We start from the raw sequence: 26444 nt of genomic DNA on the forward strand, positions 1-26444 counted from the left end.
GACACTGCGACCTCCGTGCTATTCCCAGTGTTTTCGTGAGATAGCGGGTGAGACTCTATCGGACACACTGCCCGATCAGCGATCCTCCGCCAACAGGGCATACATCTCCGCATCGAACACTCCCTTGTGGGTCAGAGTCCTCTGCCGCAGGGTTCCCTCGTAGCGGAAACCGCTCTTAATCATGACCCTTCCCGAACCGGGATTCTGCGGAACGTGTGTAGCCTCTATGCGGTTAATTCCCACCCGCTCAATAAAGAAAGCGGTCAAGGCCTGCAGGGCCTCCGTGACGATTCCCTGATTCCACCACGGTTTCCCGATGCAGTACCCGATCTCCACGAGCCTGAGATCATCATCCGTCCTCACGGCACCGATGCTTCCGATTGGCTCGTCAAGCCCGACCAGCTCAATCGCCCACGTGTAGTAGGAGTCTCGCTCATAGGATTCAACCCAGTCACTCAGAACACCCCGGCTGACCCCCTCGTCACGGTGCGTCGGCCACGCCAGGTACTCGGTGACCGCGTCGTCTGATGCCCAGTTGCGGAACATCGCTTGTGCATCATCCACGGTAAATCGACGCAAAATGAGCCGCTCTGTCTCTAAGCGCTGGGTACCCAAGTGTAGAAGCTCCATTTGCTGACCTTACCATGTCGATCCTGGCAGCCTGAACACAATAACATTAACCCTTACTTCCACAACAAACTCAACACAAAAGCTCAACGAACACCTGGCAGGCCAAGCGCCCGGAGCAGAAGGCCCGAGTGCGTCAGCTACAATCCCCTAGGCCTTACCAAACCCTCTTCGCAGGTGTTGTGTCATAAGAATCCCGGCCCCGGCGATAAGGAGGAGCGCACCAGAGACGAGAGAGTCAATCGGAGTCCTACCACCGGTATCCGCAAGAATCTTTGGGTCGCCGTTCGCTCCACCCTGGGTGACTGTCAGCGTTGCGGGCAAACTCGTCACGCTCTGGTTGGCATCTGTCGCAACGGCCCGGTATTGGTAGCCATTACGCTCAAGCGGAACCCGCGTAAGAGTAAGCGTAAGACCATCGGCAGAGGTCGTGGCGTGTGGGTCAGCAGAGATATTCTCCCACACAATATCTCCCACGGGCAGCACTTGCCACTGTACGTCCACACCACTACTGTCTGTGCCGCCTATAACAACGGCAAACAGCGCGTACTCCCCGGCGGCGATAGTGACATCGGCCGGATCAGACACCGTAAGAAGGGGAGCGATATAGGTGAAACCACCGGGGATAACAATATCTGGTTGCGAGAGGCTATTACGACTCCACTGCACCCGCACGTCAACCGGCCCCGGCGCATGCGGTGGAGTAACCACGCTCCAGGTGCCACCCCCTACCGACAGATCTGTGCCCGGCACCCCGCCAAAAGTTACCCCCATTACAGAAACCTCGCCGATTACCTGTGCCGGTATGGAGCTGTTTGTAGTGGTACCATTACCAAGCTGTCTGAGAAGGTTGTTGCCCCAGGCATAGAGATTGCCGTCACTGGCAAGGGCTAAAGCGTGGGACGTACCAACACCCACCTGAAGGTAACTCACACCAGCTTGAGCTGCCACGCCCGCCCGCGCGGAGCTTGCTCCCGGCGGGGTTTGCACCCGCACCGGCGTGGAACTGTTTATGGTACTGCCATTACCGAGCTGTCCGAACCCGTTTGAGCCCCAGCCATAGAGGTTACCATCATTACCAAAAGCAAAAGCCTGGGTTCCGCCAGCAACTACTCGGTCGTATTCCACCCCCGGTGGCGTTTCTGCCCGTACCGGTTGGAAGCTGTCTGTGGTCGTGCCATCACCAAGCTGTCCGAGCAGGTTATTACCCCAGGCATAGAGGTTGCCCGCATCATCAAGGGCCAGAGCAAAAAGTTCTCCAGCAGCCAGTTGGGTGTAGGTTATACTCGGTGGGGTTTGCACCTGCACCGGTTCGGCGCTGTCTATATTTGTGCCATTACCGAGCTGTCCCGTCCAGTTCGAACCCCAGGCATAGAGATTACCGTCGCTGCCGAGAGCCAGAGAAAAAAATCCACCCGCAACAACCTGGGTGTAGCTCACTCCCGGTGGGGTTTGTACCGGTACCGGGCTGGACCGGTCTGTGGTGGTGCCATCACCAAGCTGCCCAAACCCGTTTTCACCCCAGGCATAGAGGTTGCCGTCATCGCCGAAGGCGAGAGAGTGACGATCACCCGCAACAACCTGGGTGTAGGTGACTCCCGGTGGGTTTATCACCTGCACCGGTGTGGAACTATTTGTATTGGTGCCGTTACCGAGCTGTCCGAACCCGTTTGTGCCCCAACCATAGAGGTTGCCGTCAGAGCCAAAAGCAAGAGAAAAGGCTCCACCAGCGGCACCTACCCGAGTGTAGGTGACTCCCGGTGGGGTTTGTACCGGTACCGGGCTGGACCGGTCTGTGGTGGTGCCGTCACCGAGTTGCCCCATCCAGTTTCCGCCCCAGCCATAGAGGTTGCTATCAGAGCCAAAAGCAATACTGTGCAATCCCCCCGGGGATATTTCTGTGAATACGGGTGGGGCTGAGTTTGTAACGGTGGTGCCGCCCGTAACGGAACCGGAATTTGGGATAGGCGCAGCATAGGTTTTTCCATATCCCGCGACGGAGAGTCCAATTACGATCCCAGCTATCATCAGCGTTCGAATAACATTGCGAGGCACACGACCTATTACCTGATTGCTGAGAAGCCGAGTTTTTGACACGGGGTGACGGGGCGTGCGTGATAAATGAAGTTGACTCATGTAAATCTAGGGATTCCCTCAGCCTCAACAAAATGCGGTTGTGCAACCAAAACAGATCGCTGAAAAACTTCCGAACGGGAGAAGAACCAGTCACTTCTTGCGGCACAACACCTTACTTTAAGGATATCTGACCCGCAAAGACTTTGCAAATATTGTTTTCTTATAGATCATTTTTGCATCTAAGTGATTTAAATTGCGTGGTATAGCGGCGAGCCGGGCAAACCCAAGAGATACGCTAAGTAGCAGCTATCCGAGAAACGGCTTCTGCTCACCCCGATGTGCACGATAGGCCTCACGCGCATCCCGCGTGGACTCCATCGCTGACACCTCAGCCACCGGCACGTCCCACCATCCCTCCCCGTCGGGCGCAAAGATGAGTGGATCGGAGTTAATGTGAATAAGGGTTGAGCCGGTCGACTCCTTGGCCCTCGCAACCGCGGCACGCAATTGTTCTATAGCGTCTTCAGCTGGTTCAACCTCAATGACATCAAGCCCGTAACCGCGGGCATTAGCCGCCAGATCAACCGGCAAGATACGCTCCCCGTCAAACGAGTGAGCCTCCACGGTCGATTCAAGATAGCGATACTTGGTACCAAATCGCTGCGACCCCACGTCTTCCGAGAGGTGACCGATCGATGCGTATCCGTGGTTTTGGATGAGCACCACAATCACTTTGATTCCCTCGGCTACCGCTGTGACAAGCTCGGTATTAAGCATGAGGTAGGAGCCGTCACCCACCATCACGATCACGTCGCGCTCGGGCGCGGCGCGGCGAACCCCGATTCCTCCGGCAATCTCGTATCCCATGCAGGAGAACGCGTACTCCACGTGATAGCCGAGGGCGTCGCGTGTGCGCCACAGCTTGTGCAGGTCTCCCGGAAGCGATCCCGCGGCACACACAACAACGTCGGTCGGATCGCTCGCCCCGAGCACGGCACCGATAATCTCGGGCTGACCAGGTATGGGTAGTCCGCTCGGTCCAAAGGAGGCAGAAACCGTGTTGTTCCAGGCATCCTTTTCGCGAGCGCTGGTTGCAGCGTAGTTGGGATCGACCCGGTAACCGCCGAGTTCTTCCAGCAGTGCGGCAAGCGCCTCGCGAGCATCCGCAATAATTGGAAGCTGGGTGCCGTGCTTGTACGCGTCAAAAGACGCAACGTTGATGTTAATAAACACCACATTGGGGTTTTGGAACGCCGTGCGGCTGGCGGTGGTGAAGTCGCTGTAGCGGGTTCCCACCCCGATGATCACGTCGGCCTCCGCCGCAAGACGGTTGGATGCGGTGCTTCCCGTGGCACCAATAGCCCCCAGGTTCTGTGGATGTTCCCAGTGCAGCGATCCCCCGCCCGCCTGCGTGGTTCCCACGGGTATCCCGGTTTTCTCGGCCAGCTCGCTGAGAATCTTTTCCGCGCCGGAGTAGATTACTCCGCCCCCGGCCACGATGAGGGGTCTGCGGGCCCGGCGAATAGCGGCGATGGCACGCTCCAGCGGTGCGCGTTCAGGAAGCGGGCGGCGGATATGCCACTCACGATCCTGCAAAAATTCGACGGGCACGTCCAGCGCTTCGGCCTGCACGTCCTCCGGGAGGGAGATGGTCACGGCTCCCGTCTCAACCGGGTCGAGCAGCACGCGCATGGCGGAGAGCGCGGTCGAGAACAGTTTTTCGGGGCGGTCGACCCGGTCAAAAAAGCGTGAGAGCGGGCGAAAAGCGTCGTTGACGGTGATTGAGGTGTCGTGTGGAAGCTCAAGCTGCTGCAGAACGGGGTCGCTCACCCGCGTGGCAAAAGTATCGCTCGGAAGGAGCAGCGCGGGGAGACGATTGGTGGTGGCCAGGGCGGCACCCGTGAGCATATTGGTGGCACCGGGACCCACCGAGGCGGCGCTGGCATAGGTGGCTCGGCGACGGCGCATGCGCGCATAACCCACGGATTGGTGCACCATAGCCTGCTCATTGCGGGCCTGATGGTACGGCATTGCGTGGGGGTCGACTTCCGAGTACTGTTTGAGGGCCTGACCGATACCGGCAACGTTACCGTGCCCAAAAATTCCAAAAACCCCGGGGACGGTTCGCTCCCGAATCTCACCGTCAACCGTCCACTGGTGGGCCAAAAACTCAATGAGGGCCTGGCTAACTGTCATTCGGCGTGTTGTCATTACGCGTTTCCTCTCGGTTTCGGGCTCAGGATGTGGATTGCTTTGTATAGGGAAGACGCGGGTCAAGCTCTTGTTCTTCCCAGGTTTTTCGGATCCACCCGTGCGCGGGGTCATCGGTGATGTTCCACACGCGTTCGGGATCTGGCCCCGCCATCACGTTCAGATAGTAAAGATCGTATCCCGGAGCCGCAACGGCTGGCCCGTGATAACCATAGGGAACAAGCGCAATATCTCCGGTGTGAACCCGTGCATTAATATCGATGCTTCCCGCGGGCGAGTCGTAGGTGCTAAAGAGACCAAATGGCCGCGCCTCGGGTGGTGCTTCGACACCTCGGGACACGGCGGACTCAAAGTAGTAGATCTCCTCGAGGGAGGACTCGATCCCCGGAACCGTGTGATCGTGCTTGTGCGCGGGAAAGGAGGACCAGTTTTCGGCGGGGGTTACGACCTCACACACGATAAACCTATCGGCGGCCAGGTTGTCGGGCGTGCCAAAGTTGTGGACCTGGCGGCTCGAACGCCCCGCCCCTCGAAGCTCCACCGCGACCTCGGACGCGGGCGTGTAGTGAACGGGATAGTGCCGGGTTGCGGGAGCCTCCGCCACCGCAAACCTGCCGGAGCCGGTCACCACCGCACCGGCGTGGCATCCGAGGTAGATCACATCGCTGGGGCCCTCAAAAACGGATGCCCGCCCCTCCAGGGTGTAGCTTGCGCCCGGGGTGTGGCCGCCATCCGAGACCTTGTTTCTCTCAGGGGCATCTCCCCCGCTCGGGATAGTTTCTGCGCCCGAGAGGAGTCCCCTCTCACCGTGTTTGGTGATCGTTCTCTCGACAACCTCTACACGAAACGTTCCGTTCAGGGGAACGATGATCCTCTCCACACCGGCGATGGGCATCTCCAGGGTCTCCCCGGGCGTAATTTCAGCCACGCGTAATCCCGTGTGTTTCCATCCTGGGAGAGACGATAGCTCGTGGCCCTCTCCTCCCGCAGCCACAACGCTCTCCCATCGACCCACGGCAAGCGTGCCGCGCGGAAAAAACCACCGATTATTCATACGACCTCATCCTCGTCTCTCACGACAACACTCCCTTACGATCCGTGAACCAGGGTGGCGGCGGTCTGCACTGCGACCGCAACGTCCCCGTCCCTCGGGTACAGAAGCGTCCGGCCCACAACCAACCCGTGCACGCCGGGAAGCCCCAAAGCATTTTCCCATGAGGCATACACCTTATCGGGGACAGCGCTCGGATCGCCCCCGAGCAGCAGTGTGGGGAGAGTCGTGGCTTCCATCACCCGCTCCATGTTGGGAACAACGGGGAGCTTCATCCACGAGTACGCCGAGGTGGCCCCCAGCGCCGACGCAATCGCAATTGACTCAATCACGGCATCCGTGCTGAGATCGTTGACAATAGAACCGTTGACCCAGCGACTCCGAAACGGCTCAAGCATTATTGGCAGCCGCTCCCCCGCAGCCTCGGTGACGGCCCGGGCGGTTTCTTCGAGGGTACGAACCGTGGCGGGATCTTCGTGACAGATACGTACCAAAAGCTTGGCAAAGTCTAGCCCGCCGCGGACAATCGACCGCATACTGTAGGCGGTGTAGCGATCATCCATTTCAAAGGCGGCTCCCCGAAGCCCACCGCGATTCATTGAACCAACCACAATCTTGTTGTCGAGCAGTCCGAGCAGGGCTAGGTCTTCGATGATGTCGGGAGTGCCCAATACCCCGTCAACACCGGGAGTATTAAGCGCAATCGCGAGACGCTCGAGAAGATCGTAGCGATTAGCCATCGCCATCGTGTTGGTTCCCACCCCCAGCGCGCCCCTGGCAGCGTGATCCGCCGCCACGATGAGCAGGCGTCCGTCATCTCGAAGCAACGGGCGACGCGAACGCGAGGCCAGCGTATCCGCGATTGCAGCGGGGTTTTTCGCGCGAGTCTCGCGCAGTCTCTTGGCCAACACGCTGCCGGAAAAATCGCCGCTCTGTGCCACGGCGTGCAAGAACTCCGTCATCGATTTGTTTCCTCAAGAACCTCGTTTACCTCGCTGGTGGTGGGCATTGCCGTAGCGCACTCCAGGCGAGAGGCCACTATCGCCCCCGCCACATTGGCAAAGCGCAGGATTTTTTCAAGATCCCAGCCCGCAAGCAGCCCGTGGCAGAGCGCACCGCCAAAGCTATCACCGGCACCCAACCCGTTAGTCACGCTCACCGGATACGGCGCAACCTCCACGGTCTCATCGACCGTTTTTGCGAGCACCCCGCGCGGCCCCTGCTTCACGATCGCTATTTTTACCCCGCGCTCGAGCAGGGCATCCGCTGCCCGGGAGGGGTCGGTCTCACCAACCGCAATACCGCACTCCTCAAGGTTGCCCACCACAACACTAGCTTTTTCCACCGCGCGCCCAGCCTCGCGGGATGCGCTCTCCGGCGAGTCCCAGAACATTGGACGGTAATCAAGATCAAGGATGCTGTACTCCGCTGATTCTGCCCTCGCCCGAGTCCGGGCGTCCCAGGCCGTGTGGTGTGCCTCGCGGCTCACCTCGTGACTGAGTCCCGTAACGGTTGTCCACAGGATACGGGCCTCGGCAATTGCTTCGAGGTCAAGCTCCTCGGCCCGAATGAGCAGATCGGGAGCAACGGGATCACGATAAAAATAGAGGGGAAAATCGTCCGGTGGAAATATCTCACAAAAGGTTATGGGAGTTTTAAGCCCCTCAAGGCCCACGACCCACCGATTATCTACACCCAGACGGTCAACCTCTTGCTGAACAAATACTCCAAAAGGGTCTTGTCCCGTTCGCGTGACGATGGATGCCCTGCGGCCGTGCCGAGCCGCCGCCACCGCAACGTTGGTGGCACTGCCCCCGAGGAATTTACCAAAAGAGGTGACCTCTTCAAGACCGATGCCCGTTTGAAGCGGGTAGAGATCGACACCAACTCGCCCCATACTTATAACATCGAAGGGCTGATTCATTCCCACCACGGCACTCCTTTGTATTTGCTCGCACCCTCTGTGCACTTCACATACTACACAAGTAAATTGATTTGTCCTAACATACGGACATTTCCAAAATGCGATGAGGTAAGCCTCCACAGAAACAGCACCCACGTTTTACAAGGGTTCACCACCGACGCCCAATGACTGCGTATTTAGCCACGATTTTCCCAGCCCAAAATACGCTACAACTTCCCGCACGCCCACGGGCCTGGGGTCAGTGGCTCCACAGCCAGTCAGAGCACAAAGATCGCAGGGAAGCATTTCGAGTACTCCACAATAGAACTCAGAAAAAGCGTTAAGAGCGAGCAAGGTCGGTGTTAATTTCCGCAAAAATGGTAGCAGCCATATAATCGCCTCCGCTATATCCCACGTCGTTAACAGCCAACCGGGAGTCGCGTCGATGAGCTTCTTCCAGCAAGCAGCTCTTTGACGGTAGACGCACAATACGTAGTCACCCCCAATAGGAAGTAACACCCGCCGAGCACTGACACGTGCTTGTCAACACCGGAACCCGTATTTGGACTGACCGATCCCGGATTCTCTACGACCCGGTAAGTAAATTTTTAAAACTATTATGACTCTCCTCAGAGTGAAAAAGTCACCAATGAGAATGGCCAGTCACTTGTGTGACTGGCCATTCTCACCGTCGCATTCGTATTATTTAGGAATTATTGAACAGACTTCATTACCGGTGGCAAAATCAATACAGTGCCATGAAATACGCTGCACAAAAACAAAAGCTGCTGAGCCACTCCGTCAAGCGCAACACGGGAAGGATGGGAATACAGCGTTTAGAAGGAGTCAGTCACCTACACCGTATGTTCCTTGAAGCCTGTGTTTCTTCCGCCGAGCAAGCCGACGGAAGAAAACGACAAGTCCCATTATCAGCCCTTACTTGTTCTTCTGGTGCGCAGTGGCTACTTCCCCAACAACACTGTGCTCGTCCTCCCAGCATTGAATTCCCGTTACCCCGGGGAGTCTATCTCGCGTGAAAACGGGATCACGTCCCTGTTTTCTTTGTTCTGTGTAGTCTCGCAGTAACTTGAAGGCGATTCCAGAGAGCAAACCAATCGCCGCAAGGTTGACCAGAGCCATGATTCCCATGACACCATCAGCGGCATCCCACACCGTACTCGCTGACACAATCGACGCAAAAAAGGTGCTGATCACTACGCCCACTCGGTACGCGGCGAGCAGATGCTTATTTGGCGAGATAAAATCAATGTTTGTTTCGCCATAGTAGTACAGGCCCAGGATAGAGCTGAACCCGAGGAGGAAAATAATGATAACGAGAAGAATATTGGACCATGCTCCAAAATTGTTTATGAAGGCGTCTTGAGTGAGAACGATTCCTTTTGTTGCACCCGCAAGGTCTGGGGTAGAGATCAGGATAATAAAGGCTGTCACCGAGCACATCAGGAAGGTATCGACGTAAACACCCAGAGCTTGAACCAGACCCTGCTTGACCGGGTGGGTTACGGCTGCAGTTGAACTCACGTTAGGTGCAGAGCCCAGTCCCGCTTCGTTTGAGAACATACCGCGTTTCACGCCGGTCATAATGATCATTCCCAGTGCCGCACCCACGACTTCGTTAAAACCAAACGCCTGGGTAAAAATCGAGGTAAACACCTCGGGTAACCGCTCGATATTCATCCCCACGATGATCAGCCCCACCAGTACATAGATCAGAGCCATCAGGGGAACTAGCGCTTGGGATACTTGCGCGATACGGCGAAGTCCACCAAATATAACCAGCGCGGTGAGAACGGCAAGAATAATACCGACGGCGAATGGTATCCACTCGATTTCATGACCAAAGCTTCCAGAAGCGGTTGCGCTGATTGTGTTGGCCTGAACGGAACTCACGGCAAAAGGGAAGCAAATTATGAGGATGATGGCAAAGATGATTCCCAGCCAGCGAGCTTTAAGCCCGTGTTGCATATAGTAGGCGGGGCCTCCTCGGAACCCGTCCTTGTCTCTTATTTTAAAGAGTTGGCCGAGTGAAGATTCAACGAAACTTGAGGCGCATCCGATGAAGGCCATGAGCCACATCCAGAAAATCGAGCCGGCTCCACCCACCGCGATTGCTGTTCCCACCCCCGCAATGTTACCCACACCAACGCGGGACGCCGTTGAGATAGTGAACGCTTGAAAGGCTGAAACCGACTGTGGTTTACCGTTTTCATCACGGGGTGTTTTATTGGTTAGGACACGAAACATCTCCGGGATTAACCGGAACTGCACCACACCCGAGCGTATTGTGAAATAGATTCCGAGAGGAAGAAGTATGGGCAGAACACCCCAGGTCCACAGGCCATCTCCGGCAGAAGAAATAACATCATTGAGATTCATAATCAATAAGTATGGCTTACTTTAATGATAAAAACTAGAGAGCATGTAATAGAATTTTTATTATTTAATTAGGTTAAACAGCTTTACAGGAACGCTGATTGATATAAACGTGTCGGCTTACAGCACTTCAACGGCTGTTAGACCCCCTGCAGACACCTCACTAGGGAACACTCCTACGCGAAACACCGACTTCCCAATGGGGCTTCTGGGACCCACCTACCGGGAAGAAGTGGTGCACGCATGACCTACTCTGGAAAGCCTACAATTTCCTCGTGGACTTCCGAGGCCGCGAGCACCTCGTCACGTATCTCCAAGCGGGAGGCCCCGGACGATAAGCCGACTTGAAGGCGGGGTGCACTCTGTTATCAAGCAGACACTGCGCTTACACCGGGGTGTGACAATCAATCACCAAAAACGCTCTGCTGAGTGGGTTCTTATCGAGCGTGCGGGTCTGGTACACACCACGATTGAAAAAGCACAGAAGCAATGGTCATACCTCCACAGAGACACTCACCAAAGTTCACTGAACCTGATCCAGATCCAGTGTTCTACGACAATGGGTTAGACCCGAACGAAGGTCTATGGACCTATAAAGAATGGGCCGGAAGAGGCTAAACACGCCCGACCTCAATCCACTATTTTTGTCCGATAAGCCCCAAAATCCGAAGCGCCGTTAAAACAAAAAGGCCCGGAGAGTGGTGTCTCCAGGCCTTCGCTCCCCGAGTTGGACTCGAACCAACAACCTGCCGGTTAACAGCCGGCTGCTCTGCCAATTGAGCTATCGGGGAATGTTTCTCCTCTACCCTGTCGGGATGAGAGCAACAGGTACTACTCTAGCAAAAGATTTAACCACTGCTGACCATTTTGCTAGTCCAAAGCCAATTCGTCATACGCGGTCTCCCGTAATGCTTCAGCAAGCCGCTGAACATAACTGTGTTTTGTCGCGGAAAAAACCTCATTAATGGGACCGTGACCGACCATCGAACCGTTTTGTAAAATAACTAAGTCCTCAACCAGTCGCTCCAACACGGAGATATCGTGACTCACAAGCAGCATGGTCATCCCGCGTTCCCTCTTCTGACGCTCTAGGACATCCGCGATCTTGGGCCGGTTTGCCAGATCTACGCCGAGGGTGGGCTCATCCGCCACCAAAATCTTAGGTTGAGTGACCAGCGCACGAACTAAAACAATACGCTGCCGCTGCCCTTTACTCAGCTCAGAGGGATAGCTGTGCAGCATCGTGAGGGGTAGTGCAAGCTGATCCATGAGCTCGGCGATGATAAGTCCCACTGCTTGCCGATCAAAGTCTTTGGAACGCTCCGCGATTGGCTCAAGAATGGAATCGGCAATGGTGCGATCCTGCATAAGAGTCGAACCGTCAGACTGCCCCAGATAGCCGATGTGCGCGGTAAGTTGGTTGCGCTTACGCTTCGACAATTTGGTCAGGTTGACACCAAGAACGGTTGCCTCCCCACCGTTCACAATAGGCTGGATGCCGCGCTGCGTCATCTCGTTTCCACGAGCGGCAAGAAACTGAATAAGAGTCGATTTGCCCGATCCGCTCTCCCCCAGAACACCGCACACCGCACCCCCGGCAACGGTGAAGTTTACTCCCTCAATCGCCTGGTGTGTCGCGCTCCCCCCGCGCGACGGGTAGTACACCGATAAATCGGAAACGATAATATCGTCTCCACGAGCACCGTGCTCAACCATCTTGATTCCCCATCATTATGTGACGCTATCCCGCCCATCCGCTCACAAACATACTGAATTCCATCTTAGTCGCCAGAATAAGCGAACCGCTTGTCGGTCAACAAATTGAGGCATCGCAATAAGCTTAGACATCATAACAAGTCTCGGCACCCCAACAGCTTTTGACACCCAACGGAACGTGACACCCCAACAACTTTTGGCACCCAACGGAACACGGAACCCCAGCACACCTAGGAATCACTCGGCCGCAGGCGCCGCCGAGCCGCTTCAAGTTCAACCAATTGTTGCTGAAGCCTACGATACGGTTCGCCCGTGACATCACCCAGCCGCTGCAACTGGCCCACAAGCTCCGCTTTGAAAGCGAGCATGTCGCGCTCCACCAGGCTCGCAACGATATCGTTAACGTAGCGTTCCAGTAGGATCTGAGAACGCGAGGGAATCGGGGCGACAACAAGTTCTCTCACCAGGTTTCGGAACGGCTCAGGTGTGTCGTCTATGACCCGCCCTAGCCACTGGGAGGAGGCCTCCGCCGGAAGGTGAGAGGCGATAGCATCACGCACCACGGCCAGGGCCGAGTTGGTGAAAGAAACCCGTGTTGCCTGTATCAGCAAATCGGGGGTAATAAGGGTGGGCTGCTGCAACATAGCCATGAGAGCGTCTCGCTCAATGCGTGTCATGGGATCCTTTGGAAGATCCGCCAGGTTGACCCGAGGCAGGGGAATCTGCTCAACAAAATCCCCCCGAGATTCTGTCCCCGCGGGCTCAGTCACGGGCAGAGGCGGTGCCTCAGCACGCTCGCCACTACTCCCCCGAAGATTCCGCCGCGCAGAGGACCGCTGCCCCCGTCCGGCCTGGCGCACGCTCCTCTCTACTTCACCCAGTTCTGCTCCCAGCATCCGGGCGAGTTCTCGCGTATATCCCGGCCTCAGCGAGGCATCGCGAATGTCCGCAATAATAGGAGCCGCAGCCTGCAACGCCCCCGCACGTCCCTCGACCGTATTGAGATTGTAATCGGCGATTTTTTGGCGCAGTGCAAACTCAAACATCGGTTTTTTGGTGTCGATGAGGGAACGCACCGCGTCATCCCCCCTCGCCAGCCGCAGATCACAGGGATCAAGCCCCTCGGGCGCAACAGCCACATAGGTCTGAGCGCTAAAATTCTTCTCCTCGCTAAAGGCACGCATGGCGGCTTTTTCACCCGCCTCATCCGGGTCAAAGGTAAAGATCACCGAACCGCCTCGGTTATCCCCCATAATGCGCCGAACCACCCTAATGTGGTCCACCCCAAAAGCGGTGCCACAGGTGGCCACCGCCGTTGTGACCCCGGCCAGATGGCAGGCCATCACATCGGTGTATCCCTCAACCACCACAACCTGACCCGAGCGCGATATGTCTCGCTTGGCCAGGTCAAGACCGTAGAGCACTTGCGACTTGTGGTAGACAGGGGTTTCCGGGGTATTCAGATACTTAGGTCCCTTGTCATCGTCAAGGAGTCGCCTCGCGCCAAACCCCAAGACCTGCCCGCTGGTGTCCCGGATGGGCCACACGAGACGTCCACGAAAACGATCGTATACGTCCCGGTCTCCCTGCGAGACGAGTCCGGCGGTGATCACCTCCTGCTGACTGAAACCCAGCCCCCGTAGGTGTTTCAGGAGAGAATCCCAGCTTCGCGGGGCAAAACCAACACCAAAGTGGGCTGCCGCAGCAGCATCAAAACCTCGCTCACCTAAAAATGCGCGCCCAACCCCGGCCTCCGGCCCACTCAACTGCTCGGTAAAAAACTCCGCGGCAGCCTGATTAGCCTGCAGCAATCGGGCACGATTGACCCCATCTTTGGGAGCGGTTCCCTCTTCGTAGTGCAGTTGGTAACCCACACTCGACGCGAGGCGCTCAACCGCCTCGGAGAAGGTCACGTGATCCATGCGCTGGAGGAAGGTAATGGCGTCGCCGCTCTCACCGCATCCAAAGCAGTGGTAGTACCCCGCGGAGGGGCGAACGTGAAAGCTGGGACTGCGCTCGTCATGAAAGGGACACAGCCCCTTGAGAGAGTCGACTCCGGCGGGCTTGAGGGCAACATGATTACCAATAACATCTGCCAGATTGATACGAGACTTTACCTCATCAATATCACCCTGTCGAATACGCCCAGCCATGCAGACGAGTTTAGCCGACAGAGTCTGACAGTGCGCCCTCAGGTCAGCCGTACGCCAACCTCAGGCCAGCCGAACATCGGCCGCGCACCGATCGATGCATCAGCCATACCCCACCCGCAGAGCAGCCGCATCACACCAGCCGCATCACACCAGCGGCACCGCGCACAGCCGCTCGTGCCACGCGATAGCGGATTGATCGGTGAGCGTCGCCACCTGGTCGACAATCACGCGGCGACGGGCGGCATCCCCCTCGGCGGCCTCCCAATCCACCACAAACGCCGGGTCGAGCTCGGCACCCTCGCGATCGTAAAGGGCCTCCATGAGCTCGGTCAAGAGCGTCCGCTGTTTTTTGTAAATGGGCTGGCGCTGACCGCTCGACATCACAAAGGCCGCAACAACCCCCTTGAGCACAGCGATCTCGGCCCGCACCTCGGCGGGCACCACGATATCCGCCCCAAAGCGAACCAGGCTCTGCTGCGGAAAGGCCGCGCGGGTTGCGTCGGTTGACAGGTGCGCAAACCGCCCGATCATCTGACTCGTGAAGTTTTTAAGCTGGGCGTGATCACGGCGACTTCCGCTCCAGGAGGTCAACCACAGTGAAGAGGCGGCTAACCGATCAAATGCGTCGGCTAGATCTTCTTCTCCCACCTCGTTGCCGGACCACTCGGCAACTGTGCGAATGAGCGAGTCGTGACCCACCCGCGAGCTCAGGATTGCAGGGTCGATATACTCCCCCACAATGGCGTCCTCAAAGTCGTGAACGGAGTACGCAATGTCGTCGGAGAGATCCATCACTTGAGCCTCAACACACACCCGCCCCTCGGGTGCCCCCTCACGAAGCCATGAAAAAACCGGAAGATCGTCCTCGTATACACCAAATTTCTGACGTCCGCTCGGATCGTCGACGGCTAGGCCGCGCGGCCACGGATACTTGCAACTCGCATCCACGCTCGCACGGGTCAGGTTAAGCCCATACCCCGTGCCACTCTGGCTAAAAACTTTGGGTTCCAACCGCGAAAGGATGCGTAGGGTCTGGGCGTTCCCCTCAAAACCGCCGCTGTCTTTCATCCACTCGTTGAGGGCTCTCTCACCGTTGTGTCCAAACGGGGGGTGTCCCAGATCGTGCGCCAGGCAGGCGGTGTCAACAACATCGGGGTTAAGTCCCAGAGAGGTTGCAAGCTCCCGACCCACCTGGGCCACCTCCAGGGAGTGGGTGAGCCTGTTGCGCGCGAAGTCGATGCCCGCGGTGGGGCTGAGCACCTGCGTTTTGGCGGCCAGACGCCGCAGCGCGCTTGAGTGCAACAGGCGCGCCCGATCACGCGCAAAGTCGCTACGATCGGTGTAGGGATGTTCCTCGGGCAGCCAGCGTTCTTCGTCGTGAGCGCTGTAACGGGAATCGCTCTGCGCGAAAGTCTGCACATGAGAAGGGTTACTAGCCACCGGTGGTGTCCTCTTCACCCTCGGTGAGACCGCTGCCCTCATCGCGCGACAGGGTGCGGCTGTCGAGCCACCCCTCGGGAAGAACCGTTCGCTTGGGGTGTCCCGCGCGACCCCGGGGCCCCTCGGCGTCACTCCCGGGATACGGCGCGTTCGGGTCGAGGGTCGCTAATATCTCATCCATCTGCTCGATGCTCTCCACCAGGGCCAGCCCCCGACGGATCTCCGAGCCAACGGGATACCCCTTGAGATACCACGAAACATGCTTGCGGATGTCCCGGCACGCGTGCTCTTCGCTGTCAAAGAATTCCGCGAGCAGCAGGGTATGGCGGCGCAGCGTATCCGCGACCCCGCCCAGGCTGGGCTGAATCTGCGCCTTGCGTGCTTCGTCCCCAGAAATCTCGCCGTTTCTTGCCCGAAAGGCCGCGGCCAGGTCGCCAAAGAGCCAGGGTCGGCCCAGGCAACCGCGGCCCACAACAACACCGTCGCAGCCCGTCTGATCCATCATGCTGACGGCGTCTTCGGCGGACCAAATATCGCCGTTACCCAGAACCGGGATGCTGGTGACGGTTTCTTTGAGGGTGGTGATGGCATCCCAGCGAGCCTGCCCCGAATAGTGCTGATTTGCGGTGCGGGCGTGGAGCGCAACCGCCGCGATCCCGGCACCCTCGGCGGCCCGCCCGGCCTCGAGATAGGTGAGGTGGTTGTCGTCAATGCCCATGCGCATCTTGACGGTCACGGGGATATCGCCCCCGGCCCGGGCCGCCCGCTCCACGATATCGCGGAAAAGATCCTGCTTCCAGGGAAGGGCCGCCCCGCCTCCCTTGCGGGTTACCTTGGGAACCGGGCATCCAAAGTTGAGATCGATGTGATCGGCACGGTCCTCGGCCACCAAAAAGGTAATGGCCTCCGCCACCGTGTGCGGATCAACACCGTAGAGCTGGATTGAGCGGGGGGTCTCGCTGGAGTGATGCGTAATGAGCCGCAGCGATTCCGGCGTGCGCTCCACAAGGGCGCGGCTCGTGATCATCTCCGACACGTAAAGACCCGCGCCAAACTCACGGCAGAGGCGACGAAAAGCGGTGTTTGTGATGCCTGCCATGGGGGCCAGGATAACGGGAACATCCACCCGGAGGTTCCCAATCTCCAGGGCGGGCGAGGTGTGTGTTGCTGCGGTCACTCAGCTATTCTCCCAGATTATTGGGGGAAGAAACTGGAAGATCAACGGCCCCGCCAAAACGTCGCTCGCGGTAGGCATACTGCTCGATGGCCTCCCACAGATCGGTTCGAGTGAAGTCGGGCCAGAGCCGATTCAAGAAAACCATCTCGGCGTACGCCGCCTGCCACAGCATAAAGTTACTCGTGCGCTGCTCGCCCGAACTGCGTACAAAGAGGTCCACATCGGGCAGATCGCTGAGGTAGAGCCGCTGCTTAATCGCCTTTTCGGAGACCCCGGACGCCTTGATACGTCCGGCCTCCACGTCCTCGGCAATCTTTTTTACCGCATCCGCTATCTCGGTGCGACCACCGTAGTTGACACACATGTTAAGGGTGAGGGTCGAGTTTTTTTGGGTTAGCTCCTCCGCCGCCTGGAGCTCTTTAATCACTGACCCCCACAGCTTAGGCTTGCGGCCCGACCAACGCACCCGAACCCCCCAGGCGTTAAGCTGGTCCCTGCGCCGCCGCAAAACCTCACGGTTAAACCCCATAAGAAAGCGGACCTCCTCGGGGGAACGTCGCCAATTTTCGGTGGAGAAGGCGTAAACGCTCAGGTGCCCAACCCCCACTTGAATGGCCCCGGCAACAACGTCAAGCAGGGCTGCCTCGCCCGCTTTGTGGCCCTCGATACGGGAAAGGCCACGCCGATTAGCCCAGCGGCCATTACCGTCCATCACGATGGCCACATGCTCGGGAACGCGCGGGGGAATGTTTTCGGGGCGAACCCCCGTGTAGTCAAGCTCCATAAAGGGCTGCGGATTCTTCACCGCGCGACGGGACAGTTTCTCACTCACCATCTCAGCGTAGCGTGGCCAGGCTGAGATAGTGACCCATCAATGACGCTTTGCGGATGCGCGGGGACATCCGCAGTCGCGTCAGAAGTAGTCTCCTCACGAGGGCAGAGGGGCGCGCAGGGGAGGCGCACCCGGGCGGGCACCCATTTTTACAAGTCTTGTCGTTTCGTTGACAAGTGACGGGCGGCTCAATAGCCTGTGAGAGAAAGCAAATATTGAGGGCACTCGGTCGCCTACGTCGTTGAGAACGTTCAATCGCTCGGGCAACGGGTTCGCTCAATAATCCAGGCAACGCAATGGAGGGTGGCCCATGCCTACGTATGAGTTCGGTTGCACAAACGGCGATGTTTTTGATGCCGTCTATTCAATGTCCGAGGTTCCAGGCGACACAGATTGCATACGCTGCGGTGCCCCCGCACAGCGCCGCCTCTCAGCCCCGCACCTCTCGGCCTCCGGTTCCGCAGCGTATCAACTGATCGATTCGACCCAGCGCAGCGCTCACGAACCCGAGGTTGTTACCTCGTCCTCTCCCGGACGTACCCCGCACTCGACCAGTTCTGGTCGCACCCAGCGCTACACCCACAACCCCGCCCACCGCGGGCTTCCCCGCCCCTAAAACACCCCCACCGGGTTGCGGCGCACCGATTCGGATCGTGCCATACACCGGTTGCTACGCACCCCATCCAAGTCATGACGTACACACAGGCTGCAACACATCCACCCCGGTTGTGACGCACCAATTCACCCCAAGGTATCCCCAAGAGAAAGAAGAACAATGCCAGAAGTATTATTTCCTCTCGATTCAAACAAAAAATTTGAGAGCCAAGAAAAGCTCGGCCACAACAGGTGGCATCCCGAGATCCCGCCCGTCGCCACCGTGAAGTCCGGCGACTCTTTTCGTGTGGACTGCCGCGAGTGGTTCGACGGCGCGATTGTGAACGACGACTCGGCCGAAGACATCCTGAACGCGCCGCTGCTCACCGTGCACAAGCTGAGCGGACCCTTTGCGGTCGAGGGCGCAAAGCCCGGCGACCTGCTCGTGGTCGACATCCTCGATGTAGGCCCTATTCCCCAGGAGGACTCGGGCCCCCTCGCCGGTCAGGGCTGGGGCTATACCGGCATCTTTTCGCGGGGCAACGGCGGTAGTTTCCTCACCGATCAATTTCCGGATGCCTACAAGGCAGTCTGGGACTTTAGCGGCCAGGTTGCAACCTCCAGGCACATCCCGCACGTGTCCTTCACGGGGCTCACCCACCCGGGACTCATGGGAACTGCACCCTCGGCGGCCCTGCTCGCGAAGTGGAACAAGCGCGAGGGCGATCTGATCGCCACCGACCCGCACCGGGTTCCGCCGCTCGCGCTCCCGCCCGAGGCAGAGCACGCCGTGCTCGGCGGGGTTGCGGCCGCGGAGCGGGCCCGGGTGGGAGGTGAGGCCGCGCGCACCGCACCGCCGCGTGAGAACGGCGGCAACCAGGACATTAAGAATCTCTCGAAAGGATCTCGCGTGTTCTATCCCGTCTTTGTTGACGGCGCCAATCTCTCGGTTGGCGACCTGCATTTCTCACAGGGTGACGGCGAGATCACCTTCTGCGGGGCCATTGAGATGGGTGGGTTTATCGATCTGCGCGTAGAGATTATCCCGGGTGGCATGGAGACCTACGGAGTGCACGAGCACGCCATCTTTATGCCCGGAAACGTTGAGCCGCAGTTTAGCGAGTGGCTGGCCTTCTCGGGAACGTCTGTCACGCTTGACGGGGAACAGCGCTACCTCGATTCTCACCTGTCGTATCAGCGGGCCTGCCTGCACGCCATCGATTACCTCACCAAGTTTGGTTACAGCCCCGAGCAGGCCTACCTCTTGCTGGGTGCAGCCCCCATCGAGGGAAGGCTCTCGGGAGTGGTCGATATCCCCAATTCCTGTTCGACCGTGTATATCCCCACGTCAATTTTTGATTTTGATGTGCGACCCTCGGTATCGGGTCCGTTCCAGATTGATCCGGGAATCGGTGCACCGCGGGCAGCGGATCGTAGCTCGTAGCTCGTAGCTCGTAGCTCGTAGCTCGTAGCTCGTAGCTACACGATACAAGCCGCAATTTCATCACCGCACGGGCGGGTACCCGACTCTGAGCATCTGGTGCCCGCCTTCACACCTACACGACGAGCGGACGCCCCACCGGAGCCGGTGAGAGACCCGGCTCTACGCGGATTACCACCGACTTCGACACGGGGGTGTTGCTCCTCTCTGCCGTGCTCGAAAGGGGAACAAGCACATTGGCCTCGGGAAAGTACGCTGCGGCACAGCCGCGCGCCGTGGGGAAAGACACTGTGCGGAAGCCGCGAAGCACCCGGTCGGGCTCATCCTCCCACTCGCTAAAGATGTCTACCGTCTGCCCGTCGCGAAGACCCAGTTCGACCAGATCATCCGGATTAATAAAGATAACGTTGCGACCCTTTTTAATCCCGCGATAGCGGTCGTTGAGGCTGTAGATAGTGGTGTTAAATTGGTCGTGCGAACGCAGTGTCTGCAGCAGGAGGCGTCCGGGCGGGCACTCGACATGCTCCAGCTCGTTGACCGTGATACGGGCCTTACCCGTTGCCGTGTGGAAGGTTCTGCTGTCGCGCGGACCGTTGGGGAGGACAAATCCGCCCTCCTGCCGCACCTTCTTGTTGTAGTCTTCACAGCCGGGCACCACGCGGCTGATGTGCTCTCGAATGGTGTCGTAGTTGGCCTCAAACCCGGCCCAATCGACCTTGATACGATCACCGACCACCGCGCGTCCCATGCGGGACACGATCGCCACCTCGGAGAGCAGTCCGGGGCCCACCGGCTCCACCCGTCCGTGAGACGCGTGTACCGCACACACCGAATCTTCAACCGTGACAAATTGCTCGCCGGAGGCCTGCCTATCGATCTCGGTGCGGCCCAGCGTGGGGAGGATGAGCGCCTCTTTGCCAGTGACGACGTGTGAGCGATTGAGCTTGGTGGAGATCTGAACGGTGAGCTCCGTGCCGCGCATTGCCTTCTCGACCGCTTTGGAGTCAGAGATAGCGGCCACAAAGTTTCCGCCGAGCGCGATCCACGCCCGAATCTCACCCCGCTGCATGGCTTGGATACCGTGAACGGAGTCGTAACCTTCTTCGCGGGGCGGATCAAAGTTAAACTCGTGTTGCAGGGCGTCAAGAAATTCGGGAGGCATCTTCTCCCAAATACCCATGGTGCGATCTCCCTGCACGTTGCTGTGACCGCGAATCGGGGATGCTCCGGCACCCGGTTTACCAATATTGCCGCGCAGGAGCAGGAGGTTAACGGCCTCTTTAATGGTGTCGACGGCCTTCTTGTGCTGGGTAATTCCCATGGCCCAGGTGATGATGACCCGGTCGGCGGCGATGTAGCGCTGGGCCAGTTCGTCGATCTGGGCCTCGGTGAGTCCCGTTGCCGCCAGAACCTCGCTACCGTCAAGATTTTCGAGGTGTGCGGTGAAGGCGTCAAGCCCGTCCGTGTGCTCCGCAAGAAATTCGTGGTCGAGAACCGTTCCCGGGTTTTTCTTCTCGGCCTCAAGCACCCGTTTTGACACGGCCTGGAGCAGGGCCATATCTCCGCCGAGTCGCACCTGAAGAAACTGGTCGGTGAGCTTTGTGCCGTGCCCGATCACGCCGTTAACGGTTTGTGGGTTCTTGTAGCGCATGAGACCCGCCTCGGGGAGGGGGTTGACCGTGACGATTGTGGCACCCGCTTTTTTGGCATCCTCCAGCGTGGTGAGCATGCGGGGGTGGTTGGTGCCCGGGTTTTGACCCATGATGATGATCAGGTCGGCCTTCTCAAAGTCGTTGTAGGCCACGGTGGACTTTCCGATTCCCAGGGTGTCGAGCATGGCCGTGCCCGTTGATTCGTGGCACATGTTGGAGCAGTCGGGCAGGTTGTTGGTGCCAAAGGCCCGCACAAAAAGTTGGTAGGCAAACGCGGCCTCGTTGGAGGCCCGTCCACTGGTGTAGAACGCGGCTTCGTTTGGGGAGTCGAGGCCGTTGAGCTTCTCGGCGATGATGCCAAAGGCATCGTCCCACGAGATGGGTTCGTAGTGATCTTTGTCTGCGGGCTTGTGGAGCGGTTCAACCAATCTGCCCTGCATTCCCAGCCAGTACTCCGACTTATCGAGCATGCTGGTGAGCGAGTTTTCCGCCCAGAAGCTGCGCGGGATAGTGAGGGGCGTAGCCTCCCAGGTGACGGCCTTTGCTCCGTTTTCGCAGAACTCCGCGATCTTGCGATGATCGGGATCGGGCCAGGCGCAGCTCATGCAGTCAAAACCGTGCTTCTGGTTGATCGAGGTGAGCAGCTTTGCCGAGCGGACAACACCCATGCGGCTGAGGGCCGGACCCATGGCGTGCATCACACCCGGGACACCGGCGGCCCACTCCTTCTCGTGGGTCACCTCAATGTTGTCGTCTGAAACGTCTTCGATGGGGGCCTTGGGGGTCATGAAGCGCTCACTTTCTCGGGGGTGTTCAGGGGGTGGGCGGATGAAGTTTTCGGGGCCGCGTCGGGGGTTATTCCCAGGGCTTCTTCCTGGCTTGCCGCCAGAGTTCCGCCCACAGCTTCATCAGTGGTCTCCTCTTCGACAATGCGCTCAGCACCGCTGTACACAACCATGGAGTCTCCGCGCAAAAAGCCGACCAGGGTGATTCCGGCCTCGTCTGCCAGCTCCACCGCCAAGGACGACGGTGCCGACACCGCCGCGAGCAGGGGAATGCCCGCCATCAGCGCCTTCTGGGTGAGTTCAAAACTGGCCCGGCCCGAAACCATGAGGACGGTACCTGTGAGCGGCAGCCTGTGGTTTGCCGCGGCCCAGCCAATCACCTTGTCCACGGCATTGTGCCGACCTACATCCTCACACAGCATAAGCATCTGGCTCGTTGTGGCATCAAAGAGGGCGGCCGCGTGCAGCCCGCCGGTCTTCTCAAAGACCGCCTGTCGGGAGCGCAGTATTTCGGGAAAAGTTGTGAGGGTGCGGGCACTGATCCGCATCGGGTCGGCGGCAACCGTGTAGGCGGAGGTGGTGCGCACCGCATCAATACTCGCCTTGCCGCAGAGACCGCACGAGCTGGTGGTGTAAAAGGAACGCTCGAGGCTCGGATCGGGTGCGGGAACGCCGGGCGCCAGGGTCACATCAAGAACGTTGTACTCGTTAGTGGGGCTGCCCGGGCGGGCACCCGCGCAATAGCGCACGCTGCTCACCTGCTCCCCCCGAGAGACGATGCCCTCGGAGACCAGAAATCCCACCGCCAGATCAAAGTCGTTGCCGGGCGTGCGCATGGTGATGGCGAGCGACTGACCGCCCACCCTAATCTCTAGGGGTTCCTCCGCCGCAAGCACGTCTTCTCGCCTGCGGGGCGCTGACCCCACCGTTATACGCGTAATTCGCCGTCGAACCGTTATTCTGCCCACATTTCATGTCTATCATCTCCCCGCGAGCTAGGCAAGGGGGTCGGACGAGGCTTCCCCATCATTCGTGAGAAGTCCCAACAGCATCATGTCCTGAGTGAGAGCATGATACAGCTCTTTTTGACCCGTAGACTCGTAGAGTTCACGCAGCCCGTACGAGCTGTTACTCTCACCCTCCTCGATTGCCCGAGGTTGCCTTCACCAAGGGCACAGGCCACCTTCGCCACCGCGAAGAAACATCCCTTAAGCAAGGCGTCTGCCAAAACGGTCACGTTACCGTGTATCTGTAACCAGCGCTCCACTCTCCCGCGGTCGGAGGCTATAGGTGGGATAAATTGCCACGGCTGAGGGCTCCACGCTCACCCAAACCGTCACGCCGGGCCTCAGGCCGTGGAGCGCGGCGTCCTCCATGCGAACCTCCGCCACGATCAAGGTGGGGGCCGGATTGATATCACCCGCCTGAGGAACCAGGCTCAGCCGAATCGTCAATGCTCGGGGGGTGTGCGACAGCCCCCTCACCCGGGCCCGCCACGAGTTAGTTCCGGATGCAGAATCCGCCCGATTCACGCTAATCGCAACGTCCCCCGGATGGAAAAGTACCGTAGCCGGATGCCCCGGCCGAAGTCTCGCGGCGGAGGTCCCCTCTGACCCTAGAGCTGGTGTGGTGTCAACGCCTCTTGAGGCCACGATCCGGTGCCCGCCGGGGAGAAGAACGCAGAAGGCCTCCTGCCTCAGCTTCTCAACACCCTGCACACCCTCAGCAACATCCGCAATCACCGCATCCTCCGCGCTCACCACCCCTTCCAGCCGATTGAGCCCAACCAGACGCGCGGCAAAAACGCTTCGTGGAGCAACCATAAGGGTGGGGGTTGAGGCCTCTTCCACAACACACCCCCGATCAAGAACGATGCTGCGAGAGGCAAGCGCAAACCCATCCACAATATCGTGACTCACGATAAGCGCTGTTATGTTTGTGGCGGCTAACTGCTCGCCAACAAGTTGACGAATATCATCAGCAGTTGCAACGTCGAGGGATGCGAACGGTTCGTCAAGAAGAATCACTCCGGGGCGGGCCGCAAACGTGCGGGCAAGGGCAACCCTCTGCTGTTGCCCTCCGGACAGTTCGTGCGGGTGTGCGGAACCCGCACCCGCAAGCCCCACGTCGGCGAGCCAGCGGTCTGCCAGGGCCAGAGACTCACGCCTATCTGCACCCTGCGAACGGGGGCCAAAGGCAACATTCTCTCGAATCGTGAGATGAGGAAAAAGCCCGGGGTCCTGCTCAAGAAGCCCGATTCCACGACGGTACGGCGGCACCCGCAGTGCCCGGGTATCCGTGCTGGAAATCGTGTTTTCGGCCACGCTGATTCGGCCTCGGTCTAGCGGGAGAAAACCTGCCAGCGCCGCGAGGAGGGTTGATTTGCCGGAACCGTTGGGTCCCAGCAGCGCAACCACCTCTCCTCCCTCAACACGGAGTGATGCGGATAGGTTGAAGTCGCCCCGCGAAACCTCTACGTCCGCAGCAAGACCTAAGGGTGGGTGACCCTCCGCCCGCGATATCCTCCGATCACGCACTTGCTCGTGGGCAACACCTCGATCTCCGACGCTCAGTCCGGCGGACTCCGGCTCGGCAATACCCGATTCAGCAGCGCCCGGCTCCCTGATACTCAGCCCGGCAACGCCCGCTTCCCCGGCACCCGACCCGACAATACCCGATCCCCCAGCACTCGACCCTACGGATCCGGCTCCCACGACCCCCGGACGCCACCCGCGCAGAATAATGAGCATGGTGAGCGAGACCACAAGCAGTAGCAGGGACAGGGCAACCGCGGTGTTGGTGGAGACCCCCGCGCCGTTAAACGCGGTGTAGATCGCAAGCGGCATGGTGCGGGTGACCCCGGGGGTATTTCCCGCAAAAAGGGCTGTTGCACCAAACTCGCCCAGCGCCCGCGAAAAGCTCAGCACAACTCCGGCGATAAGGGCGGGCCTTACGAGAGGGAGAGTGACTCGCCGCAGCACGGTCCAGGGCGACGCCCCCAGCGTGGCCGCCGCACGTTCATAGCGGGTTCCCACGCTGCGCAGGGCTCCCTCCACCGTAATCACAAAAAACGGCATGGCTACGAAGGTCTGCGCGATGACAACCGCCGCGGTACTGAAGGGAAGCCGGATGCCTCCCAGCAGTTGCAGGGTGTGCCCGAGCAGCCCGTTAACCCCGAAGAGGTAGAGCAGCGCGATTCCCCCCACGAGCGGGGGCATCACGAGCGGTATGGTCACGAGCGCGCGCAGCACCCCCGCTATCCGGGGTCCGCTACGCGACATGATCACGGCAAGCGGCGCGCCAAGTAGCACGCAGAGCAGGGTTGCCAGGCTTGCCGTAAGCAGGGACAGCCCCAGCGCCTGAAGGGCTTGTTCGCTGGTGATTGCCGCGGGAAGGGTGGCCCAGTCCGCCCGGGCAACCAGCCCGGCGAGGGGGAGGATAAGCAGCGCCAACCCCAGAATCGCCGGAACGTAGAGCAGGGTGGGCGCTTTTTTCATCGTGTTTCCGGCACCCCGGGAACACCAAAACCGTGAGACTCAAATATTCTGCTGGCTTCCGTGGACTCAAGAAAACGGATGAACTCGGCAGCCTCTTCCGGGTGCGAAGAGGCCGCCACCACGGAGGCCGGATACTCATTAACAACGCTCTCGGCACCAGTTATCTCAATCTGGCGGACGGTGTCACCCGCGGCGCGGGCATCCGTCACATAGACAAGTCCGGCATCGGCCTCACCCATGGCAACCTTGGTGAGCACGGCCGTCACGCTCAATTCCTGACTCACCGGGCTCACCACAACCCCCTGTCTGTCCAGAAGCGTGTTCGAGGCGCTCCCGCAGGGCACCTCGGGTGCGCAGAGCACGGTCCGCACCGTATCGCGGGAAAGATCCGCGAGCGAGGTAACACCCCCGGGGTTGTCCGGCGGAACCACAAGCGTGAGTATGTTTGTGGCAAAAACGAGGGCTTCACCGGCGGGAAGGGATCCGTTGTTCAAGAGTCCCCGATCGGACGCGTTGCTCATCGTGCGGGCATCGGCGGCAGCAAAAATATCGGCGGGTGCCCCCTCGGCAATCTGGGCGAGGAGGGCGGAGGAACCGTCAAAGGTGCTGGGGGCGAAGGTGATGTTGGGGTTATGAACGCTAAAGGCCTCGGTAAGCTCGTCAAAAACATCGCGAAGAGATGCCGCCGCAAAAACGGTGAGCTTAACGTTCTCCTCCGAGTGTGACCCCGAGTCGCTGTCCTGAGCGGCCCGCGGAGAACAGGCCGCGAGGGGAAGCACTAAAGCGGCTGCGATAATGACACGCGTGAGAATAGCCCCTGTGATTAATCGCATAGTCGGATGCTAACACCTGCCCGCAACTCACTTCTACCCGTTGCACGTCATACCCGTGCTTT

18 protein-coding genes and 1 tRNA gene are annotated in these 26444 nt (G+C 59.1%); 2 read left to right on the plus strand and 17 right to left on the minus strand.

What is annotated here, in order from left to right; all coding sequences use genetic code 11:
• Positions 1 to 75: 75 nt before the first annotated feature.
• The 13 genes from FrondiHNR_RS08720 to FrondiHNR_RS08780 all read right to left on the minus strand — a co-directional run bounded on the left by FrondiHNR_RS08720 (position 76) and on the right by FrondiHNR_RS08780 (position 17532).
• Positions 76 to 630, minus strand: coding sequence for a GNAT family N-acetyltransferase (locus tag FrondiHNR_RS08720; protein ID WP_279352389.1), 555 nt, complete (start codon positions 628 to 630; stop codon positions 76 to 78).
• 147 nt (positions 631 to 777) lie between these two features.
• Positions 778 to 2763: a hypothetical protein gene (locus FrondiHNR_RS08725; protein ID WP_279352390.1), complete on the minus strand. Its 1986-nt coding sequence runs from the start codon at positions 2761 to 2763 to the stop codon at positions 778 to 780.
• A gap of 246 nt (positions 2764 to 3009) precedes the next feature.
• Positions 3010 to 4914 carry a 3D-(3,5/4)-trihydroxycyclohexane-1,2-dione acylhydrolase (decyclizing) gene (gene iolD, locus FrondiHNR_RS08730; RefSeq protein ID WP_279352391.1) on the minus strand — a complete coding sequence of 635 codons (1905 nt, stop codon included), beginning with the start codon at positions 4912 to 4914 and terminating at the stop codon, positions 3010 to 3012.
• 25 nt (positions 4915 to 4939) lie between these two features.
• Positions 4940 to 5968 carry a 5-deoxy-glucuronate isomerase gene (locus FrondiHNR_RS08735; RefSeq protein WP_279352392.1) on the minus strand — a complete coding sequence of 343 codons (1029 nt, stop codon included), beginning with the start codon at positions 5966 to 5968 and terminating at the stop codon, positions 4940 to 4942.
• A gap of 35 nt (positions 5969 to 6003) precedes the next feature.
• Complete coding sequence (locus FrondiHNR_RS08740; RefSeq protein ID WP_279352393.1) at positions 6004 to 6927, minus strand: deoxyribose-phosphate aldolase; 924 nt, start codon at positions 6925 to 6927, stop codon at positions 6004 to 6006.
• Entirely contained in the window at positions 6924 to 7889 is a 966-nt protein-coding gene (iolC, locus tag FrondiHNR_RS08745) for a 5-dehydro-2-deoxygluconokinase (protein ID WP_279352394.1), read from the minus strand. Before iolC ends, FrondiHNR_RS08740 begins: the two co-directional genes overlap by 4 nt.
• A gap of 915 nt (positions 7890 to 8804) precedes the next feature.
• Positions 8805 to 10265, minus strand: a complete 1461-nt coding sequence (locus FrondiHNR_RS08750) for an alanine/glycine:cation symporter family protein (RefSeq protein WP_279352395.1) — start codon at positions 10263 to 10265, stop codon at positions 8805 to 8807.
• Between the two features lie 715 nt (positions 10266 to 10980).
• Positions 10981 to 11053, minus strand: a tRNA-Asn gene (locus tag FrondiHNR_RS08755).
• Between the two features lie 79 nt (positions 11054 to 11132).
• Positions 11133 to 11978, minus strand: a complete 846-nt coding sequence (locus FrondiHNR_RS08760; RefSeq protein ID WP_279352396.1) for an ATP-binding cassette domain-containing protein — start codon at positions 11976 to 11978, stop codon at positions 11133 to 11135.
• 230 nt (positions 11979 to 12208) lie between these two features.
• Positions 12209 to 14131, minus strand: coding sequence for a DNA primase (gene dnaG / locus FrondiHNR_RS08765; protein ID WP_279352397.1), 1923 nt, complete (start codon positions 14129 to 14131; stop codon positions 12209 to 12211).
• A gap of 144 nt (positions 14132 to 14275) precedes the next feature.
• A complete protein-coding gene (locus tag FrondiHNR_RS08770) occupies positions 14276 to 15571 on the minus strand; it encodes a deoxyguanosinetriphosphate triphosphohydrolase (protein WP_279352398.1) in 1296 nt (431 codons plus the stop codon).
• Complete coding sequence (gene dusB, locus FrondiHNR_RS08775; protein WP_279352399.1) at positions 15564 to 16748, minus strand: tRNA dihydrouridine synthase DusB; 1185 nt, start codon at positions 16746 to 16748, stop codon at positions 15564 to 15566. Before dusB ends, FrondiHNR_RS08770 begins: the two co-directional genes overlap by 8 nt.
• 4 nt (positions 16749 to 16752) lie before the next feature.
• Complete coding sequence (locus tag FrondiHNR_RS08780; protein WP_279354518.1) at positions 16753 to 17532, minus strand: isoprenyl transferase; 780 nt, start codon at positions 17530 to 17532, stop codon at positions 16753 to 16755.
• A gap of 358 nt (positions 17533 to 17890) precedes the next feature.
• On the opposite strand from FrondiHNR_RS08780, the gene FrondiHNR_RS08785 reads away from it, so the two are divergent.
• Positions 17891 to 18196, plus strand: a complete 306-nt coding sequence (locus FrondiHNR_RS08785; protein ID WP_279352401.1) for an FmdB family zinc ribbon protein — start codon at positions 17891 to 17893, stop codon at positions 18194 to 18196.
• Positions 18197 to 18355: 159 nt separating this feature from the next.
• Positions 18356 to 19618: a formamidase gene (gene fmdA, locus FrondiHNR_RS08790; protein WP_279352402.1), complete on the plus strand. Its 1263-nt coding sequence runs from the start codon at positions 18356 to 18358 to the stop codon at positions 19616 to 19618.
• A gap of 112 nt (positions 19619 to 19730) precedes the next feature.
• On the opposite strand, the gene FrondiHNR_RS08795 is transcribed toward fmdA, so the two are convergent.
• The 4 genes from FrondiHNR_RS08795 to modA form a co-directional block, all read right to left on the minus strand.
• Positions 19731 to 22055: an FdhF/YdeP family oxidoreductase gene (locus FrondiHNR_RS08795; protein ID WP_279352403.1), complete on the minus strand. Its 2325-nt coding sequence runs from the start codon at positions 22053 to 22055 to the stop codon at positions 19731 to 19733.
• Positions 22052 to 23020, minus strand: coding sequence for a formate dehydrogenase accessory sulfurtransferase FdhD (fdhD, locus tag FrondiHNR_RS08800; RefSeq protein ID WP_279352404.1), 969 nt, complete (start codon positions 23018 to 23020; stop codon positions 22052 to 22054). Before fdhD ends, FrondiHNR_RS08795 begins: the two co-directional genes overlap by 4 nt.
• Before the next feature lie 270 nt (positions 23021 to 23290).
• Entirely contained in the window at positions 23291 to 25549 is a 2259-nt protein-coding gene (locus FrondiHNR_RS08805) for an ABC transporter permease (protein ID WP_347567098.1), read from the minus strand.
• Positions 25546 to 26382: a molybdate ABC transporter substrate-binding protein gene (gene modA / locus FrondiHNR_RS08815; RefSeq protein WP_279352405.1), complete on the minus strand. Its 837-nt coding sequence runs from the start codon at positions 26380 to 26382 to the stop codon at positions 25546 to 25548. The genes FrondiHNR_RS08805 and modA overlap by 4 nt, the downstream gene beginning before the upstream one ends.
• Positions 26383 to 26444: the final 62 nt, after the last annotated feature.

The sequence above is a fragment of the Lysinibacter sp. HNR genome (assembly GCF_029760935.1).
In the GTDB taxonomy this organism is placed as follows: domain Bacteria; phylum Actinomycetota; class Actinomycetes; order Actinomycetales; family Microbacteriaceae; genus HNR.

Coding starts and splice junctions, on each gene's coding strand:
- fmdA (WP_279352402.1), top strand. CDS start 18,356: ATGCCAGAAGTATTATTTCCTCTCGATTCAAACAAAAAATTTGAGAGC.
- iolD (WP_279352391.1), bottom strand. CDS start 4,914: ATGACAACACGCCGAATGACAGTTAGCCAGGCCCTCATTGAGTTTTTG.
- FrondiHNR_RS08795 (WP_279352403.1), bottom strand. CDS start 22,055: ATGACCCCCAAGGCCCCCATCGAAGACGTTTCAGACGACAACATTGAG.
- FrondiHNR_RS08720 (WP_279352389.1), bottom strand. CDS start 630: ATGGAGCTTCTACACTTGGGTACCCAGCGCTTAGAGACAGAGCGGCTC.
- FrondiHNR_RS08760 (WP_279352396.1), bottom strand. CDS start 11,978: ATGGTTGAGCACGGTGCTCGTGGAGACGATATTATCGTTTCCGATTTA.
- FrondiHNR_RS08780 (WP_279354518.1), bottom strand. CDS start 17,532: ATGGAGCTTGACTACACGGGGGTTCGCCCCGAAAACATTCCCCCGCGC.
- FrondiHNR_RS08735 (WP_279352392.1), bottom strand. CDS start 5,968: ATGAATAATCGGTGGTTTTTTCCGCGCGGCACGCTTGCCGTGGGTCGA.
- FrondiHNR_RS08725 (WP_279352390.1), bottom strand. CDS start 2,763: ATGAGTCAACTTCATTTATCACGCACGCCCCGTCACCCCGTGTCAAAA.
- FrondiHNR_RS08740 (WP_279352393.1), bottom strand. CDS start 6,927: ATGACGGAGTTCTTGCACGCCGTGGCACAGAGCGGCGATTTTTCCGGC.
- dnaG (WP_279352397.1), bottom strand. CDS start 14,131: ATGGCTGGGCGTATTCGACAGGGTGATATTGATGAGGTAAAGTCTCGT.
- FrondiHNR_RS08785 (WP_279352401.1), top strand. CDS start 17,891: ATGCCTACGTATGAGTTCGGTTGCACAAACGGCGATGTTTTTGATGCC.
- FrondiHNR_RS08750 (WP_279352395.1), bottom strand. CDS start 10,265: ATGAATCTCAATGATGTTATTTCTTCTGCCGGAGATGGCCTGTGGACC.
- iolC (WP_279352394.1), bottom strand. CDS start 7,889: ATGAATCAGCCCTTCGATGTTATAAGTATGGGGCGAGTTGGTGTCGAT.
- FrondiHNR_RS08805 (WP_347567098.1), bottom strand. CDS start 25,549: ATGAAAAAAGCGCCCACCCTGCTCTACGTTCCGGCGATTCTGGGGTTG.
- modA (WP_279352405.1), bottom strand. CDS start 26,382: ATGCGATTAATCACAGGGGCTATTCTCACGCGTGTCATTATCGCAGCC.